The organism is Flavonifractor plautii ATCC 29863, from assembly GCF_000239295.1.
Lineage (GTDB): Bacteria > Bacillota > Clostridia > Oscillospirales > Oscillospiraceae > Flavonifractor > Flavonifractor plautii.
In genome coordinates this window covers 20,770-36,443 of the sequence record NZ_JH417853.1, presented here as the reverse complement: position 1 = coordinate 36,443, position 15,674 = coordinate 20,770, and the positions used below count along the sequence as shown (strand labels likewise).

18 protein-coding genes are annotated in these 15,674 nt (G+C 64.8%); 5 read left to right on the top strand and 13 right to left on the bottom strand.

Annotated features, from left to right (window positions below; translation table 11 throughout):
- Position 1 precedes the first annotated feature (1 nt).
- Positions 2 to 2,020 carry a hypothetical protein gene (locus tag HMPREF0372_RS18155; protein WP_007495762.1) on the top strand — a complete coding sequence of 673 codons (2,019 nt, stop codon included), beginning with the start codon at positions 2 to 4 and terminating at the stop codon, positions 2,018 to 2,020.
- A gap of 49 nt (positions 2,021 to 2,069) precedes the next feature.
- On the opposite strand, the gene HMPREF0372_RS18150 is transcribed toward HMPREF0372_RS18155, so the two are convergent.
- From HMPREF0372_RS18150 to HMPREF0372_RS18125, 6 genes are all read right to left on the bottom strand, one after another.
- Complete coding sequence (locus HMPREF0372_RS18150) at positions 2,070 to 3,050, bottom strand: lysozyme inhibitor LprI family protein (RefSeq protein WP_007495760.1); 981 nt, start codon at positions 3,048 to 3,050, stop codon at positions 2,070 to 2,072.
- A 139-nt stretch (positions 3,051 to 3,189) separates the two neighbouring features.
- A complete protein-coding gene (locus HMPREF0372_RS18145; protein ID WP_039998035.1) occupies positions 3,190 to 3,384 on the bottom strand; it encodes a helix-turn-helix transcriptional regulator in 195 nt (64 codons plus the stop codon).
- Positions 3,381 to 3,680, bottom strand: coding sequence for a hypothetical protein (locus HMPREF0372_RS18140; RefSeq protein WP_101707374.1), 300 nt, complete (start codon positions 3,678 to 3,680; stop codon positions 3,381 to 3,383). Before HMPREF0372_RS18140 ends, HMPREF0372_RS18145 begins: the two co-directional genes overlap by 4 nt.
- A gap of 84 nt (positions 3,681 to 3,764) precedes the next feature.
- Entirely contained in the window at positions 3,765 to 5,150 is a 1,386-nt protein-coding gene (locus tag HMPREF0372_RS18135) for an alanine/glycine:cation symporter family protein (protein WP_007495754.1), read from the bottom strand.
- 27 nt (positions 5,151 to 5,177) lie between these two features.
- Positions 5,178 to 5,864, bottom strand: coding sequence for an MgtC/SapB family protein (locus HMPREF0372_RS18130; RefSeq protein WP_007495752.1), 687 nt, complete (start codon positions 5,862 to 5,864; stop codon positions 5,178 to 5,180).
- 3 nt (positions 5,865 to 5,867) lie between these two features.
- Entirely contained in the window at positions 5,868 to 8,057 is a 2,190-nt protein-coding gene (locus HMPREF0372_RS18125; RefSeq protein WP_007495750.1) for a DNA topoisomerase III, read from the bottom strand.
- Positions 8,058 to 8,188: 131 nt separating this feature from the next.
- On the opposite strand from HMPREF0372_RS18125, the gene HMPREF0372_RS18120 reads away from it, so the two are divergent.
- Positions 8,189 to 8,386, top strand: coding sequence for a hypothetical protein (locus HMPREF0372_RS18120; RefSeq protein WP_035301048.1), 198 nt, complete (start codon positions 8,189 to 8,191; stop codon positions 8,384 to 8,386).
- A gap of 21 nt (positions 8,387 to 8,407) precedes the next feature.
- A complete protein-coding gene (locus tag HMPREF0372_RS18115) occupies positions 8,408 to 8,593 on the top strand; it encodes a hypothetical protein (protein ID WP_007495746.1) in 186 nt (61 codons plus the stop codon).
- 44 nt (positions 8,594 to 8,637) lie between these two features.
- Here HMPREF0372_RS18115 and HMPREF0372_RS18110 read toward each other — a convergent pair whose 3' ends face one another.
- Entirely contained in the window at positions 8,638 to 8,964 is a 327-nt protein-coding gene (locus HMPREF0372_RS18110; RefSeq protein WP_007495744.1) for a winged helix-turn-helix transcriptional regulator, read from the bottom strand.
- Between the two features lie 120 nt (positions 8,965 to 9,084).
- On the opposite strand from HMPREF0372_RS18110, the gene HMPREF0372_RS18105 reads away from it, so the two are divergent.
- The gene (locus HMPREF0372_RS18105) at positions 9,085 to 9,696 is read left to right on the top strand and encodes a LysE/ArgO family amino acid transporter (RefSeq protein WP_007495743.1); all 612 of its coding nucleotides are present in this window, start codon (positions 9,085 to 9,087) and stop codon (positions 9,694 to 9,696) included.
- 46 nt (positions 9,697 to 9,742) lie between these two features.
- Here HMPREF0372_RS18105 and pepT read toward each other — a convergent pair whose 3' ends face one another.
- Positions 9,743 to 10,960 (bottom strand): peptidase T, encoded by a 1,218-nt coding sequence (pepT, locus tag HMPREF0372_RS18100; RefSeq protein WP_353936643.1) that lies wholly within the window; start codon positions 10,958 to 10,960, stop codon positions 9,743 to 9,745.
- Between the two features lie 83 nt (positions 10,961 to 11,043).
- Between pepT and HMPREF0372_RS18095 the strand changes: the two genes are divergently transcribed.
- Positions 11,044 to 11,979: an alpha/beta hydrolase gene (locus tag HMPREF0372_RS18095; protein WP_007495739.1), complete on the top strand. Its 936-nt coding sequence runs from the start codon at positions 11,044 to 11,046 to the stop codon at positions 11,977 to 11,979.
- Between the two features lie 4 nt (positions 11,980 to 11,983).
- Here HMPREF0372_RS18095 and HMPREF0372_RS18090 read toward each other — a convergent pair whose 3' ends face one another.
- The 5 genes from HMPREF0372_RS18090 to HMPREF0372_RS18070 form a co-directional block, all read right to left on the bottom strand.
- The gene (locus HMPREF0372_RS18090) at positions 11,984 to 12,334 is read right to left on the bottom strand and encodes an arsenate reductase family protein (RefSeq protein ID WP_007495737.1); all 351 of its coding nucleotides are present in this window, start codon (positions 12,332 to 12,334) and stop codon (positions 11,984 to 11,986) included.
- A 109-nt stretch (positions 12,335 to 12,443) separates the two neighbouring features.
- Positions 12,444 to 13,544, bottom strand: a complete 1,101-nt coding sequence (gene ftsZ / locus HMPREF0372_RS18085; RefSeq protein ID WP_007495735.1) for a cell division protein FtsZ — start codon at positions 13,542 to 13,544, stop codon at positions 12,444 to 12,446.
- Between the two features lie 61 nt (positions 13,545 to 13,605).
- A complete protein-coding gene (locus tag HMPREF0372_RS18080) occupies positions 13,606 to 13,992 on the bottom strand; it encodes a small basic family protein (protein ID WP_007495733.1) in 387 nt (128 codons plus the stop codon).
- Entirely contained in the window at positions 13,992 to 14,747 is a 756-nt protein-coding gene (locus HMPREF0372_RS18075) for a DUF881 domain-containing protein (protein ID WP_226916534.1), read from the bottom strand. Before HMPREF0372_RS18075 ends, HMPREF0372_RS18080 begins: the two co-directional genes overlap by 1 nt.
- On the bottom strand, positions 14,725 to 15,606 hold the full coding sequence (locus HMPREF0372_RS18070; protein WP_007495729.1) for a cell division protein FtsQ/DivIB: 882 nt from the start codon (positions 15,604 to 15,606) through the stop codon (positions 14,725 to 14,727). The genes HMPREF0372_RS18075 and HMPREF0372_RS18070 overlap by 23 nt, the downstream gene beginning before the upstream one ends.
- Between the last annotated feature and the right edge of the window lie 68 nt (positions 15,607 to 15,674).

The following is a 15,674-nucleotide window of genomic DNA, read 5'->3' as shown; positions in this document are numbered from 1 at the left end:
TATGAAGCCGCGCACCCTGCTCCAGGGACTGGCCGGACTGGCGGCGTGGGGCTGCCTGTCCGGCCTGGCTCTGGTGCGTCTTTGGGCCGTGCTATACGGCCGCGTGCCCGGCCCGGCCATTCTGGCCGCCGCCGCGGCGCTGGCCGCCCTGGTGGTGGGAGCGGCGCGGCGGCTCCGGCTGGTCCCCCGCCTGCTGCTCCCGTTCGGCCCCACCTGGAGGACCGCCCTGCTGGCTGGGGCGGCCTTTTTCCTTGGGGCTTTGCTGGATACCAGCTACGGCCTCTTCTCCGAGGGAGATATGGCTATCGGGCGCCTCCCCTTCCGGCTGGCCTGCGCCCTGGGCAGCGGGCTGGTACTGGCGGGCGTCGTGCTGGCCCTGGCCACCGCCGCCCGGCGGTTCGGCCGCCTGGAGCTGCCCCGCGGGAGGTGGCTGCTGCTGCTGGCCCTGGCGGTGAACGTTCTCACCGCCCTCTACGCCGCGGGCTCCGCCACGGTCTACTACTGGGATAGCAACATCTATTGGAGCTCCAGCACCATGCTGGCGGGTCAGAACCTGGATCTGGCCCAGGTGCGGCTGGTGCTCCAGAGTGTCATCACCCAGGAGTACAACTACCTGCTCTCCTGGCCCATCTCCCTGGTGATGCGGGTGCTGGGTACCGGGCGGTACGTCTACCTCTTCGCCATCGCCAACCTCTACGTCCTGCCCGCCCTGGCGGGCATGGCGGCCCTGGCCCGGCGGGTACGCCGGGGCGGCCTGCTGCTGGCCTGCGCCACCCCTATGCTGCTCTACACCGGGCTGACCGGCTTTGTGGACGTGGCGGCGGCGGGGGCCGGCATCTGGGCCTTTGTGATCTACACCGATCAAGAGCGCCCTCAGTCGGCCCGCGGCATCCTCACCGGGGCCCTGCTCACCCTGGTGTTCCTGCTGCGGCGGTACTTCTTCTTCTTTACCGTGTCCTTCGGGCTGGCATCCCTGGCCGCCCTGGCGGTGCGCCGCAGTCAGTGGAAGTCCTTTGCCGCCATGGCCGCCTCCGGCGTGGTGTGCTCCCTGTTCTTCGGGCAGAGCTTCCTGGTTGAACAGGTACTGCGCTCCAACTACTTTGACACCTACTCGGCCTACGACCAGGGCCGGTGGGTGGACGCGGTGATGCTGTGCCGCTACTTCGGCTGGGTGCTCATGGCCGCCGCCCTTGTGTGCGTGGTGTGGTGCCTCCTCCGGCGGCCTGCCGCCCGGTACACGGCCCTGCTCACCCTGGCGCAGCCGGTGCTGTGCCTGCTCCTGTTCACCCGGGTGCAGTCCCACGGGCAGCAGCACCTGCTGCTCTATCTGCCCGCCCTGTGCGCCGCCCTGGCCCTGGGGCTGGAGGCCCTGCCCGCCCGCAGACCCGTCCGGGCGGGGGCCTGGGTTCTGGCCCTGTGCATGCTGGGCAGCTCCCTCCTCCCCCGGCCCCAGCCCGCCAGCCCCCAGGAGATCGGCTCCCTGGCCCCCCTGCCCACCTTCACCTACGCCCCGCCCCAGCGGAGCGATCTGGCCCAGTTGGTGGCCCTGCGGGTGTATGTGGATGGACTGTCCGCCCAGGAGCCAAAGACAGCGGCGGTGATCGCCTCCTCCTTCGTCTTCAACTCCAGCATCCTTGACAACACCCTCCGTTCGGCGGGCATTCCCCAGCCGGAGGGCCCCAAAACCGCCGTCGCCACCTTCGCCTCGGTGGACAAGCGGGACGGCTTCTCCTGGGCCGCCCTGGAGTGCGACTACCTCATCGTGGCCGACCCCATTCAGTACCACCTGGGGGAGCAAAACCAGCACCTGGTCACCGTCCTGGCCCAGCCGGTGCTGGAGGGCACCGGCATCGGCACCGCCTACCGGCGGCTGGACGTTTCCTTCCCCCTCCAGGACGGGGTGACGGTGTACGTCTACGAGCGGACGCGGGACATCGCGCCGGAGGAGTACCAGGCCATTTCGGCGGAGCTGACCGCCCTCTACCCGGAGTACGCGGCCCAGTACCATTCGCCGGTATAGCAAAAAACGCGGGTGGGCACGGCAAACTGCCGCGCCCACCCGTGCTTTGTCATGCAAGATATTCCAGCAGCACATAGACCCGCTCCCGGGTCAGCTCCGCCGCCCGCTGGGCCTGGAGCATAATCGCCAGAGAGCCGCCGCCCGCCTCCTCGCCCGTCCGGGCGAGCTGCTCCTCCTTCCAGGCGATCCACTCCAGCTCCTCCGCCGTCAGGGCCTCCATGTCCGCCTGAGGCAGCATCTGCCGCAAGACGGCCCATACCTCGTTGAGCTGGATGTCCCACAGGTCGAACATCTGCGCCGATAACTCGTTGAGCTCCCCCTGGCTCAGGGAGGTGTCCTCCAGGATCTTCGTTTCGTATTCCGCCGCCGTCTCCTCCGCCCACTCCACGTCGGTTCGGACGCGCTCCACCCAGTCATAGCTCTCAAAGCCCTGCTGGTGCGCCTCGTTATTCAAGGCGTAGAAGGGCAACTTATCCCTGGTGTTCTCGTAGTACCCCACCCAGCCCCGGAACTCCTGGGGCAGCTCGCCCAGGGGCGCGCCGGGCAGATAGACCAGAATCTCCTCCGCATCCTCCAGGCCGTAGGGGGCGGTATAGTAGTACTGGATGCCATCAATCACCTCTTCGGTGCCCGCCTCTTTCTCATAGCTGATCTCAGCGATGCCCATGGAGTAGGTGTAGTCGTTCACCTGCACCGGCTGGGCAAACCGGCCGGTAAATTTGCAGTTCCACTGCACCGCACGGATGTCCGGCTCTCCACCCCCCATGTCGGTGTCGTGGTACTCGCCATAAAAGCTGCCGTCCGGCCTCACATACAGCACCGTGCCCCAGCTCCCCGCGCCGCTGGCAAACACAAACTCATACTGCCTCAGTTCCGCGAAGGTGAAGCCATGCTCCACGGCCGGTTGCGGAGCGCCTGTCGCCTCCGGTTGCTCCGAAGGGGTGGGCGGCGGAAGGGTCTCCCCGCAGCCCGCCAGGGTGAGGGCGATCACTCCGGCCAGAGCGAAGGCCGCTGTGTTATTTATCCGCATTTGATACACCTCATGTCGGTCAGGTGGATACAGTGTACCACTTTTGTTGACATAATTCTTCTAAAAAACGTTACAAATTCCTCTCAAATGGTTACGGCGCGGGAACGCCCCCCGAACCGAATCAGTTCGGGGGGCGTTCTCAGCCCTCTAGGGTAAACAGCTCTTCCACCGGGGTCTCCAGCAGGCGGGCCAGCTTCATACCCAAGGCCAGAGTGGGGCCGTACTTGTCGCTTTCGACGGCGTTGACGGTCTGGCGGCTCACCCCCAGCAGGGCGGCTACGTCCTCCTGCCGCAGGCCGCGGGCCTTACGCAGCTCCTTGACCTTGTTCTTTATCCGCCCAGCACCAGCAGCAGTGAAAATGTTAACAGGGCCACAGTGAGAATAACCCACAGTACAAATTCCCGCTTTACCCGGTCGTCCCCCGCTCTGGCCCGGTCGATCCACTGCACCAGGCAAAAAATCATTACCTGGGCCCCCAGCAGGAAGGCGGGCAGGGTAGTGTCCCCTCCGTGAAATGCCTCCCACACCGACCAGACCACCAGGGCCAGCACCAGGAAGAACCAGGCGGCACGGCTGGCGCGCAGGGTGATCTGCAGCTCCATCTCATCCATCTTACGGATTCCTTTCATAAATGTATACCTCCACATGTCAAATAATTTTTACATTAGGAAGCATACACCCATGGTTCAAAAATGTGAAGAAGTTTTGACTTCTCATTTGTCTACGCGTGGAATTTCAGTCTGGTCTACCTCGTCCAGATTCCCCAAATAGTGCCTGGTCTCCCGGGCAACCACCCCGCTCAGCAGCAGGACGGCGACCAGGTTGGGGATGGCCATGAGGGCGTTAAGGATATCAGCGATGGTCCACACCAGATCCAGGGCCAACACCGGGCCAACCACCACCACGGCGACGAATACCAGCTTATAGGGCAGCAGGGCCCTCTTGCCCCATAGGTACTGGGCGCACCGCTCGCCGTAGTAGGACCAGCCCAGGATGGTGGACCAGGCGAAAGTGATGATGCCCACTACCAGGATTACAGGCCCGAGTACGGGGATCTGTGCAAAGGCCAGGGTAGTGAGTTGGCCGCCGTCGGATATCTGTGCCATGTCGATGGCGGGGTTCTTCATGATGGTAGTGACCAGCACCAGACCGGTCATAAGGCACACCACCACAGTGTCCCAGAAGGTGCCGGTGGCAGATACCAGAGCCTGCCGCACCGGGTTACGGGTCTGTGCGGCGGAGGCCACCAGTGGGGCGGAGCCCATGCCCGACTCATTGGAGAACAGCCCCCGTGCCACGCCGAAGCGCATGGCTGCCATGAGCCCCTGCCCTACCAGTCCGCCCGCCGCCGCGCCGGGGGTGAAAGCCAGCCGGAGAATGGTGGACACGGCGGGGGCCAGGAAGTCCCAGTTGATCGCCAGAATGATGATACACCCCAGCACGTAGAAAGCCGCCATAAAGGGCACCAGCTTCTCGCACACGCTGGCGATGGACTGGATACCGCCGATGATGACCACGCCGGTGAGAAGGCCGCCCACGACGCCGATCGCGATGGGCGGAATACCCACGGGTATGTTGTTCTCAATGACCTCGGCGATAGCGTTGATCTGGGTACCGCAGCCGATGCCGAAGGAGGCCAGGGCAGCCAGGGCGGCGAAGAGCACCCCCAGCCACTTCAGGTTCAGTCCCCGTTCCAGGGCGTACATGGCACCGCCCTGCATCCTCCCGTCGGGGGTGCGAACCCGGTACTTTACGGCGATAAGGGACTCGGCGTACTTGGTGGCGATTCCGAACACGCCGGCAAGCCAGCACCAGAACACCGCACCAGGGCCGCCCAGGAATATGGCGGTACCCACACCGATGATGTTGCCCGTGCCGATGGTGGACGCCAGGGCGGTGGTGAGGGCCTGGAACTGGCTCACATCGCCGGGGGCGTCTTGGTCCTTGCGCACGGACAGACGGATACCGGTAAAGGTCTTGCGCTGAATGAAGCCTGTGCGCACTGTCATAAACAGATGGGTGCCCAGCAGCAGCACGATCATAGGCATGCCCCAGATGAAGTCATCCAGCCAGTTGATTCCGCTGATTATCGCTTCCATACATTCTGCCTCTCTTTCGCTCTTGTGTCAGCCCGGATGGTGCATCTCCACCGAACGGATGGCGGGCATGCCCTTCAGTGTCCGCAGGATGTCCTCGGCGGTGTACCCGGCGGGGAAGAGCACATCGCACTTCACCTCTGCCCTCCCGTCTGCCAGGCGGGTCACCCGCACCCCCTCCACGGCGGACACCCGCTCCTCCAGCAGGCGGCGCACCTCCGCCGGATCGCTCTCCGCCTCGCTCAGTTCCAGGACGACGGTGCCCGTACGCTGGGTCTTGACCAGGGGGGATGAGCGGTGGAGAATTACCTGGAAGAGGACGATCAGCACCGTGGCCACGCCGCCGGTGACGTATAGCCCAGCCCCCACGGCGATGCCCACCCCAACAGTGGCCCACAGGCCTGCGGCGGTGGTGACGCCGCTGACCGTCCGCCCGTGGGTAAAGATGACCCCCACGCCCAAAAAGCCGATGGCGGTCACCACCCCCGCCGCCACCCGCGAGGCGTCCAGAGAGATTCCCCCCAGGCCGATGACATCAAAAAAGCCGTACTTGGACACCACCATCATCAGCGCGGCGGATAGGGCCACAATGATGTGAGTGCGGATGCCCGCGCTCTTGGAGCGCCGCTCCCGCTCGAAGCCGATGGCCCCGCCGCACACCGCTGCCAGAATAATGCGCAGCAGGTACTCCAGCTCCTGGATCGAAAACCAGCTCATGCTTCAATCTCCCTTCTGCTGCGCCATCCATTTGGCCAACTGCTCGGCCAGGGCGGAGGAGCCCTTCTCCTCCCGCTGCTCCTGCTGGGCCAGGTAGCGGCGCACGTCTCCCTTGCCCGCAGACTTCTGGGCCCGCCGCTTCTTGAAGTCGGACAGCTTCTCCCGGTAGCCGCACACGCAGGCGAACAGCTGCTTCTCCCCCTCGCCCCGCAGCTCCATCCTCTTGTGGCAGTTGGGGCAGCGGGCGTTGGTGGTCTGCTTGACGCTGCGGCGGTAGCCGCACTCCCGGTCGGGGCACACCAGCATCTCCCCCCGCTTGGTCTTGACCCGCAGCAGGTACTTGCCGCAGTCGGGGCAGGGGGTGCGGGTCTGGTTGTCGTGGCGGTAGGCCGCGTCGCTGGCCTTCACCTGGGCCACCAGCCGGGCGGCAAACTGCCGCATCTCGTCCACGAAGGCCCCCTCCTGCTCCCGCCCCTGGGCGATCTCCCCCAGGCGGCGCTCCCACTGGGCGGTGAGGGTGGCACTGCGCAGCTCCTCCGGGGCTAGGCCCACCACTTGGACGCCCTTGGAGGTGGGTACCAGCTCCTTTCCCCGCCGCTCCACATAGAAGGCGGAAAACAGCTTCTCGATGATGTCCGCCCGGGTGGCGGGGGTACCCAGGCCGCCGGTCTCCTCCAAAATCCGGCCCTGCTCCCGGTCGGCCACCTGGGCGGCCGGGTGCTCCATGGCGGTGAGGAGGGTGGCCTCGGTGTACCGCTTGGGGGGCGCGGTCTTGCCCGGGTTGGCCCGGGCGGACTGGACGGTCAGGCGCTCCCCCTCCGCCAGGGTGGGGAGGCTCTGCTCCTTCTCGTCCCCCTCCTCGTCCTCCTCCTCCGGGGCAAAGGTGCGGTCGTAGGCCGCCCGCCAGCCTGGGGAGAGCACCGCCTTCCCTCTGGCGTGGAGGGTTTCCCCCTCCACCTCCAGGGTGAGGGCCACCTCCTCGTACTCGAAGGGGGGCAGCAGCACGGCCAGGAAGCGGCGGACGATCAGATCATAGATGTTGCGCTCCGGCCCGGTGAGCCGCCACAGCTCCACCGGCTCCTCGGTGGGGAGGAGGGCGTGGTGGTCGGTGACCTTGGCGGCGTTGACCAGATATTTGGTCTGGAGGGGACGGCTGCGCAGCAGCTCCGCCGCCAGGGGCTTGTAGTCCTCCACCATCACGCTGCGCAGCCGCTCCGGCAGGGTAGGAACCACGTCGTCGGGGATGTAGCGGGAGTCGGTGCGGGGGTAGGTGACCACCTTATGGATCTCATAGAGGTTCTGGAGGATGGCCAGGGTTTCCTTGGCGGAGTAGGCGTACTTCTTGTTGGCGTCCCGCTGGAGCTCGGTGAGGTCGTAGGCCGCCGGGGGCGGTGCCTGCCTGCGGGTGCGCCTGAGGCGGGTCACCACCCCCTCCTTCCCCGCCAGCCGGGCGGCCAGCTCCTCCGCCCGCTCCCGGTCAAAGAGCCGCGCCTGGCCGTTCGGATCCCGCCAGGTGGCGGTGAAGCCGGGCAGCTTTGCGGTAACCGTCCAGAACTCCTGGGGGACGAAGCGGCGGATGGCCTCCTCCCGCTCCACAATGAGGGCCAGGGTGGGGGTCTGCACCCGCCCGGCGGAGAGCTGGGCATTGTGCCTGCACGTCAGGGCCCGGGTGACGTTGAGGCCCACCAGCCAGTCGGCCTCGCTGCGGGCGCGGGCGGAGCGGAACAGGTTGTCGTACTCCGCCGCGGGCCGCAGGTGGGCGAAGCCCTCCCGGATGGCCTTGTCGGTCTGGGAGGAGATCCACAGGCGCCTGGCCGGCCCCTTCCACCCGGCCTTCTCCAGAATCCACCGGGCCACCAGCTCCCCCTCCCGGCCTGCGTCGGTGGCGATGACCAGCTCGCCCACGTCCCCCCGGCGAAGCTGGGCCTGGACGGCCCGGAACTGCCGGCCGGACTGGGGGATCACCACCGTCTTCATCCGCTCGGGCAGCATGGGCAGGGTGAGCATATCCCACTTGGCCCACGCCTTGTCGTAGTCCTCCGGGGGCGCCAGCTCCACCAGGTGCCCCAGGGCCCAGGTGACGATGTACTTCTCCCCCTCCAGATACCCCTCTCCGGACTGTTTGCAGCCCAGCACCCGGGCCAATTCCCGAGCTACCGAGGGCTTTTCCGCCAAAACCAGTGTTTTCGCCATACGATCTTCTCCTAACCGCCGAAACCCGGCGTTTTTCCGCATTTCTGCCTGGATCCGGCTCCTTGACTTTCCCCGGGGCGTATGATAGATTGGAGACGGTAAAAGGGCCTCTGTCTGGAAAGGAGTTTCTCATGAACCTCTCGTTTCCCGCCTCTTATCTACAGGCCAAGCTCAACGCGGAGCTCCCGCCTCCCCACGATATGACCCTGGACGAGCGCGCCTGCCGCCGCAAAGCCCGGGAGGCCGAATGGAACTTCCGCGTCTCCAAGGGCTACGTGAAGGACACCTTCTGGAACCATCTCCGTTTCCGTCTCACCGACCGGGACTGATCCGCCGGAAAGGAGCCTTTTATGGATTTCTTCTTCGACAATCTCGAGGGGCGGCTCAGCTCGACGCTCCCCCACTACGACCGCCCCGACGGGGACGAGCAGGATTGCCGCAAACGGGCCCGCGACGCGGAGTGGAACTTCCGCGTCTCCAAGGGCTATGTGAAGGACACCTTCTGGAACCGGCTCTGGTTCCGCCTCACCCACTGACCCTATCTGTCTGGCCGCAGGCTCCGCCTGCGGCCTTTTTGCGCCTAGAGGGCCATGCTCCAATCGCCCAGCGCGTCCAAAATGGGGATGAGCTGGCGGCACGGCTCGGTGATGGCGTACTCCACCCGGACAGGGACCTCCAGGTACTCCCGCCGGTGAACCAGTCCGTCCCCCTCCAGCTCCCGCAGGGCGTTGGCCAGCACCGTGTTGGATACCCCGTCCAGGGTCTTTTTCAGCTGGTTGTACCGGGTGGGGCCGTTGTTGTAGAGGGAGCAGAGAATCTGCATCTTCCACTTGCCGCCGATGAGGGCCATGGCCCGGTTCAGCGGGCAGGTCTCCATGCAGGGGCAGTTTTCGTGTTCCATGGGCATAAGGTCAGTTCCTCCTTACCTGGTACGGAAATTCTGCGCTCTTGCCACAGCGGGCCATAGGTGCTAATATAATACCAGGTAAAGAAAAAAAAGGAAAGTCTTTTTTAGGAGGAAGCCCCCATGCCGACCTATCTCCAGGGCCTGACCATCGGTCTGGCCTATGTCGCCCCCATCGGGATGCAGAACCTGTTCGTCATCAACTCCGCCCTGACCCAGCCCCGGCGGCGGGCCCTGCTCACCGCCCTGATCGTGATCGCCTTCGACATCAGCCTGGCGCTGGCCTGCTTCTTCGGCATCGGCGCGCTGGTGGAGCGCTTCGACTGGCTGCAGCGCCTGATTCTGATCGTGGGCGGCTGCATCGTGGTGTGGATCGGCATCGGCCTGCTGCGGGATAAGCCCACCCTGGACCGGGACGTGGACGTGAGCATCCCCCTGCCCAAGCTGGCCGCCAAGGCCTTTGTGGTCACCTGGATCAATCCCCAGGCCCTGATTGACGGCACTATGCTGTTCGGCAGCTTCCGGGCCGGCAACCCGGGCGCGGTGGCCTCCCAGCTCATGCTGGGCTCCGCCTCCGCCTCCTGCCTGTGGTTTCTGGGCATCACCATCCTGATCTCCTTCTTCTCCGCCAAGTTCAACGACAAGATCCTGCGGGTCATCAACATCGTCTGCGGACTGATCATCATCTTCTACGGAGCCAAGCTACTCCTCCAGTTCTTCCAGACCCTGCTGTAATCTACCAAAAGGCGCCCCCTCTGAGAGGGGGCGCCTTTTGGTAGATTTACTGCCGCGTCAGCAAATTGACCAGCACCTCGGTCATTTTGGTGAGGGCCTGGGCCGGGATATACTCATGCACCCCGTGGAAGTTCACCCCGCCGGTGCACAGGTTGGGGCAGGGCAGGCCCATGTAGCTCAGCCGCGCCCCGTCGGTGCCGCCCCGGATGGGCACCTCCACCGGCGTTACCCCGGCGGCCTCCATGGCGGCCCGCGCCCGGAGGATCAGGTACATGTGGGGTTCAATCTGCTCCCGCATGTTGTAGTAGGAGTCCCTGAGGACGAGCTCCACCGTGCCTGCGCCGTACTTGGCGTTGAGGTAGTCCGCCGCCCGGCCCAGGTACTCCTTGCGGGCCTCGAACCTGGCCCGGTCATGGTCGCGGAGGATGTAGTGCAGCTCCGCCTCCGTCTCGCTGCCCTTCATGTCGTGGAGGTGGTAGAAACCCTCATACCCCTCGGTGTGGGCGGGGGTCTCCGCCGGGGGCAGCATCCCCGCGAACTCCAAAGCGATCAGGATTGCGTTCTTCATCTTGTTCTTGGCCGAGCCTGGGTGGATGTTCACCCCGTGGAAGTACACGCCCGCGTTGGCCGCGTTGAAGTTCTCGTACTCCAGCTCGCCCAGCTCGCCGCCATCCACAGTGTAGGCCACCGCCGCGCCGAAGCCCTCCACGTCGAAATGGTCGGCACCCTGCCCAACCTCCTCATCCGGGGTGAAGCCCACGGCAATGCGGCCGTGGGGGAGCTCCGGGTGCTGGAGCAAGTACTCCACGGCGGACATAATCTCCGCCACACCCGCCTTGTCGTCCGCCCCCAGCAGGGTGGTGCCGTCGGTGACGATCAGCTCCTGACCCTTGTATTTGGCCAGGCTCTCAAACTCGGCGGCCCTCATGACGATGCCCTTCTCCTCGTTGAGCACCAGGTCGCCCCCCTCGTAGCGGACAACGCGGGGCTTCACCCCCGCCCCCGGCGCGTCTGGGGAGGTGTCCATGTGGGCGATAAGGCCCACGCACGGGATTCCCTCGCACCCGGCGGTGGCGGGCAGCCAGGCGTACACATAGCCGTACTCGTCCATGTGGGCGTTGTGCAGCCCCATCTGGGCCAGCTCCTCGGCCAGGGCTGCGCCCAGCACCTTCTGCTTGGCGGTGGAGGGGATGGCGTCGCTGTGCTCGTCGGACTGGGTATCATATGTCACGTAGCGCAAAAAGCGGTCAATGGCGGTCATAATGCTCTTCCTTTCTATTGACGGGCGCCGGGCCTTAGGCTAGACTGATATTGTTGCTATTCTATCACAAAAGGAGCCGGGTTTCCATGGTGATCAAACAAGAATTTACCTTTCCCTCCAGCGATGGGGTCCACACAGTTGCCGCCGCCTGGTGGCGGCCGGAGGGGCCGCCCCGGGGGGTGGTGCAGCTGGTCCACGGCATCTCGGAACACATCGGCCGGTATGACTCCTTCGCCCGCTTCCTGGCGGAGCACGGCTTCGCCGTCGTGGGCCACGACCACCTGGGCCACGGCCGCACGGCGCGGAACCCCTTGGAGTTCGGCTGGTTCGCCGACCGGGACGGCTGGAAGCACGTGGTGAAGGACGTCCGCGCCCTGCGGGAGCGGGTTGGGGCGGAGTACCCCGGTCTGCCCTGCTTCCTGCTGGGCCACTCCATGGGCTCCTTTGTGGTGCGGGGCTACCTTATGTTCTGGCCGGGCACGGTGGACGGGGCCATCCTCTCCGGCACCGGGCAGGAGCCCCCTGCCACTGTAGCCGCGGGGCGGGCGCTGTCCGCCCTGCTCATCCGCCTCAAGGGGCCCAGGGCCCACAGCGCCCTGCTGGACGCCCTCTCTGTGGGGCGGTACAACGGCCAGTTTAAGCCCGTCCGCACCTCGGCGGACTGGATCTCCCGGGACACGGTGGTGGTGGACGCCTACCGGGCCGATCCCCTGTGCCGCTTCCTTCCCACCGTGGGCATGTACCACGACATGATGGTGGGCCTCCAGCTCCTGGCCAAGCCAGCCAATCTGGCCCGCATGGACCCGGACACGCCGGTGTACTTCTTCGCCGGGGACCGGGACCCGGTGGGGGCCAACGGCGCGGGGGTCAAAAAGGTGGCCGGCTGGTTTCGGGATGCCGGGGTAAAGGATCTCACCGTCCGGCTCTACCCGGAGGGGCGGCACGAGATGCTCAACGAGGCCAACCGGGACGAGGTGTACCGGGACGTGCTCTCCTGGCTGGAGCGCCGCCTGCCCGCCTAGGGTCTCAGCCCAGCCGGGCCGCCCACTCGGCCTCTCGGAAGCCCACCAGCACGAAGTCCTCCCCTACCAGAATGGGGCGTTTGACCAGCATACCGTCGGTGGCCAGCAGGGCGAACTGCTCATCCTCGCTCATGCCGGGCAGCTTGTCCTTCAGGGCCAGGGCCTTGTACTGCAGGCCGCTGGTGTTGAAAAAACGCTTGAGGGGCAGGCCGCTGAGGGCGTGCCAGCGGCGCAGCTCCGCCTCGGTGGGGTTCTGGGTCTTGATGTCCCGCACCTCAGCGGGCAGGCCCCTGGCCTCCAGCCACGCCTTGGCCTTCTGGCAGGTGGTGCACTTGGGGTAACAGACAAACAGCATGGGAATCCTCCTTTCGGTATTCAGCTCTATGGTATCACAGCTTTCTCCCCTTGAAAAGGGGGAAAAGCGGCCTGGGCCACATGGCCCGGGCCGCTTTTGTAATAAATGTTTACTTGCCCCGGTTAAAAATCTTGAAGATGTCCTCGAAGGGATCCTCCTCCGCAGGGGCGGCGGGGGCCGCCGGAGCCTGAGGCTGGGCCTCGGCCTTCTTCTCCGCAGCGGCGCTGAAGGGCTTGTTGGGCATAGCTCCCTCCACCTCCTCAAAGCCGGTGGCGATGACGGTGACGCGGATCTCATCCTCCAGAGTGTCGTCGAAAGCGGCGCCGAAGATAATAAGCGCGTCGGGGTGGGCGGCCTGCTGCACCAGGTTGGCCGCGATCTCCACTTCCTCCAGACCGATGTCCATGGAGCCGGTGACGTTGACCAGCACGCCCTTGGCGCCGTTGATGGAGGTCTCCAGCAGGGGGCTGGAGATGGCCATCTTGGCGGCATCCTCGGCCTTGTTCTTGCCGCCGGCGCGGCCAACGCCCATGTGGGCCATGCCTGCGTTCTGCATGACGGCGGTGACGTCTGCAAAGTCCAGATTGATGAAGCCGGTATTCTTGATCAGATCGGAGATAGACTGCACCGCCTGGCGGAGCACGTCGTCGGCGATCTCGAAGGCATTGGCAAAGGTGATCTTCTGATCGGTGGCAAACTTCAGCCGCTCATTGGGGATGATCACCAGGGAGTCCACCCGGGTTCGGAGTTCCTCGATGCCCTTCTCGGCCTGCATCATACGGCGGCGTCCCTCGAAGTTAAAGGGCTTGGTGACCACGCCAACGGTGAGGATGCCCATCTCCTTGGCGATGTCGGCCACGATGGGGGCCGCGCCGGTACCGGTGCCGCCGCCCATACCGGCGGTGATGAACACCATGTCCGCGTCCTCCAGGGCCTTGGACACAGCGGAACGGCTCTCCTCAGCGGACTTGCGCCCCACTTCGGGGTCGCTGCCCGCGCCCTGCCCGCCGGTGAGCTTCTCACCGATCTGAATCTTAAACGTCGCGCTGGAAATGGCAAGCGCCTGCTTGTCCGTGTTGACCGCGATAAAATCCACACCCTTGGTGCCGGATTTCACCATCCGGTTGACTACGTTGTTGCCGCCGCCGCCGACGCCGATGACCTTGATGGTAACGACATTATCGGGACCGGTATCCAGTCCAAACGCCATAACTGCTCCTCCTATGTGAACCGAATTCGTTGTAACTGCGCGGGTAAGGCCGAAAAAGGACTTATTTTGTGCCGTCCTCCCCGTCTCTAACTATATCTTGACTTATTTTAGCTCTCTTTTGCTTGGAGGTCAATAGCTCCCGCCGGATTTCCGCAAAGTTTTGGAACATCCGGGTGCCGAACACCAGCACGGCGGCCAGGTAGAGGGGCAGTCCCAGCTTCTGGCCCAGCCAGGTGAGGAACACCGCGATAGCCGCGTTTCCGATGGTGCCGGAGAGGAACACCCCCAGTTTGAACTCCCCCTTAACCCGGGCCCGGAAGCCGCCCAAAGCGGAGTCCAGGGCGGCCAGCAGCCCTGCGGCCACATAGAGGGACCACTGGGCTGGGATGGTCCAGGGGAAAAAGGCGCCGATGAGCAGGCCGGCCACCAGTCCAATCAGTTCCAGCATCAGCCCACCGCCTCCTCTCCGCCCTCATCCGCCGGGATGGGCCTGGCGTACTGGTACTCCACGGTGCCGTTGTATTTCGGAATGAGCAGTTGGTCGCTGGCAGTGACCTTCACGGTGATGCCCCACTGGCTGAGCACGTCCACCACGCCGTTGCGCATGGTCAGCGCACTGTAGAGGGTGTCCGGATCGCCGATGGCAAAGACCACGTAGGGCGCGGCGTACCGCCGCCCGTTCACCGTTACCACCGCGCCAGTGCAGCGCACCTCGCTGGTGGCCAGAATACGCTCTCCGTTGAGGGAGATGGCCTCCGCCCCGGCGGAACGCAGCTCATTGATGACGGAGAGCAGGTCGTTGTCGTGGATGAGGTAGTCGGCCTCGTTTCCGGTAACGTTAGCCTGACTGGAGTCCTCCAGGATGATGGTGACGCCGGGGCCCTCCACATCGGTGAGTCCGGCGGTGATCTCCAGTTGCTCCAGCTCGGCCTTGAGGGCCTGGCTGCCCGCCTCGCCGGAGGCGGCCTGCTCCCGGTAGAGCTCCAGCTCACCCTGGAGCTGCTTCACCTGGTCAGCCAGGCCGTCCTTCTGATCCACCACCTCGTTGTAGAGGTTCTGAAGGGTTTCCAGGCGGCTAGCGTTGGTGGCGTCAGCCGCTCCCGCCAGCTTGACGCTGCGCAGTTGGGCCGCCAGCAGGAAGCCCACCACCACGCATACCACCATGACGGCCAGCTCCCCCTTATTCTGCATCTGTCTTCTCATTGGCATCGTTCTCTCCTTGTGTTCCGGCCTCCGCCGCGGGCGGCGGGCTGAGCTCCGGCGCAGCGGATGCCTCCGGCAGCCACCGCTTCGGCAGCAGATGTCCCTCCTGGTTGTCGTAGGTCAAGTCCAACGTGCCGGTTCGCGGGATTCCCTTCTCATCCATGGTCCAGAGGGTCTGCTGTAGATAATAGGTCTTCTGCGTAAAATCTCCGTTCATTGGGAACAGAACGGTCAGGTTCGCCCCATAGCCGAAGCGGATTTCATTGTTGGAGGTGAGATCCAGGAAGCTGGTGAGGCTGCCCGTCATCTGCCGGGCCTGTATGGCCGCCAGGAAGCCCTTGAGCTGGTCCAGCTTGTCCTGCTGCTCCGGCGGCACGGTCAGAACGCTGCCCACCGAGGGATTGACTGCCTCCAGCCCCCGCACCTGTGCCTTGCCCTCCGTCAGGGACGCCCCGCCGCTCTCCAGCAGCTTGCAGTCGGTGTCCATCAGCCAGCGGCTGCCGCCGCTCTCAATCCACGCCACCGGAACGCTTGCCGTCACGTGGATGACAAAGGTGTCGGGGTATTTCCGCTCAAAATTCACGGTACCGATATAGGGGAGCTGGGTGTAAATACGGCTGCTGATCTGGTATTTGTTGAGGGTAAACAGGTTGTCCCCCTGCTCCACGCCGGATACCCGGCGGATCTCCTCCTCCGTATAGGGGGAGTCCCCCGTGATCTCCACGGTGCTCACCCGGAAGAATACCACACAGCCCATCAAAATGGCGGCGAAGATGATCAGAACGGACAGCAGCTTATAGAGCGCGCTGAAGCGCCCCCGATTCCGCCGCCGTCCCCGTCTGTTCCTTCTCGCCGCCATTCCAACTGCTCTCCTGTCTGTTCTGGTTTCTGTCAGTATCCCACAGAAAGGTTGCGGATTTGTGAACG

What these genes read in the sequence shown, in the direction of transcription:
- HMPREF0372_RS18155 (WP_007495762.1), top strand. Translation starts at nt 2, where the DNA reads ATGAAGCCGCGCACCCTGCTCCAGGGACTGGCCGGACTGGCGGCGTGG.
- HMPREF0372_RS18150 (WP_007495760.1), bottom strand. Translation starts at nt 3,050, where the DNA reads ATGCGGATAAATAACACAGCGGCCTTCGCTCTGGCCGGAGTGATCGCC.
- HMPREF0372_RS18140 (WP_101707374.1), bottom strand. Translation starts at nt 3,680, where the DNA reads ATGAAAGGAATCCGTAAGATGGATGAGATGGAGCTGCAGATCACCCTG.
- HMPREF0372_RS18135 (WP_007495754.1), bottom strand. Translation starts at nt 5,150, where the DNA reads ATGGAAGCGATAATCAGCGGAATCAACTGGCTGGATGACTTCATCTGG.
- HMPREF0372_RS18130 (WP_007495752.1), bottom strand. Translation starts at nt 5,864, where the DNA reads ATGAGCTGGTTTTCGATCCAGGAGCTGGAGTACCTGCTGCGCATTATT.
- HMPREF0372_RS18125 (WP_007495750.1), bottom strand. Translation starts at nt 8,057, where the DNA reads ATGGCGAAAACACTGGTTTTGGCGGAAAAGCCCTCGGTAGCTCGGGAA.
- HMPREF0372_RS18120 (WP_035301048.1), top strand. Translation starts at nt 8,189, where the DNA reads ATGAACCTCTCGTTTCCCGCCTCTTATCTACAGGCCAAGCTCAACGCG.
- HMPREF0372_RS18115 (WP_007495746.1), top strand. Translation starts at nt 8,408, where the DNA reads ATGGATTTCTTCTTCGACAATCTCGAGGGGCGGCTCAGCTCGACGCTC.
- HMPREF0372_RS18110 (WP_007495744.1), bottom strand. Translation starts at nt 8,964, where the DNA reads ATGCCCATGGAACACGAAAACTGCCCCTGCATGGAGACCTGCCCGCTG.
- HMPREF0372_RS18105 (WP_007495743.1), top strand. Translation starts at nt 9,085, where the DNA reads ATGCCGACCTATCTCCAGGGCCTGACCATCGGTCTGGCCTATGTCGCC.
- HMPREF0372_RS18095 (WP_007495739.1), top strand. Translation starts at nt 11,044, where the DNA reads ATGGTGATCAAACAAGAATTTACCTTTCCCTCCAGCGATGGGGTCCAC.
- HMPREF0372_RS18090 (WP_007495737.1), bottom strand. Translation starts at nt 12,334, where the DNA reads ATGCTGTTTGTCTGTTACCCCAAGTGCACCACCTGCCAGAAGGCCAAG.
- ftsZ (WP_007495735.1), bottom strand. Translation starts at nt 13,544, where the DNA reads ATGGCGTTTGGACTGGATACCGGTCCCGATAATGTCGTTACCATCAAG.
- HMPREF0372_RS18080 (WP_007495733.1), bottom strand. Translation starts at nt 13,992, where the DNA reads ATGCTGGAACTGATTGGACTGGTGGCCGGCCTGCTCATCGGCGCCTTT.
- HMPREF0372_RS18075 (WP_226916534.1), bottom strand. Translation starts at nt 14,747, where the DNA reads ATGAGAAGACAGATGCAGAATAAGGGGGAGCTGGCCGTCATGGTGGTA.
- HMPREF0372_RS18070 (WP_007495729.1), bottom strand. Translation starts at nt 15,606, where the DNA reads ATGGCGGCGAGAAGGAACAGACGGGGACGGCGGCGGAATCGGGGGCGC.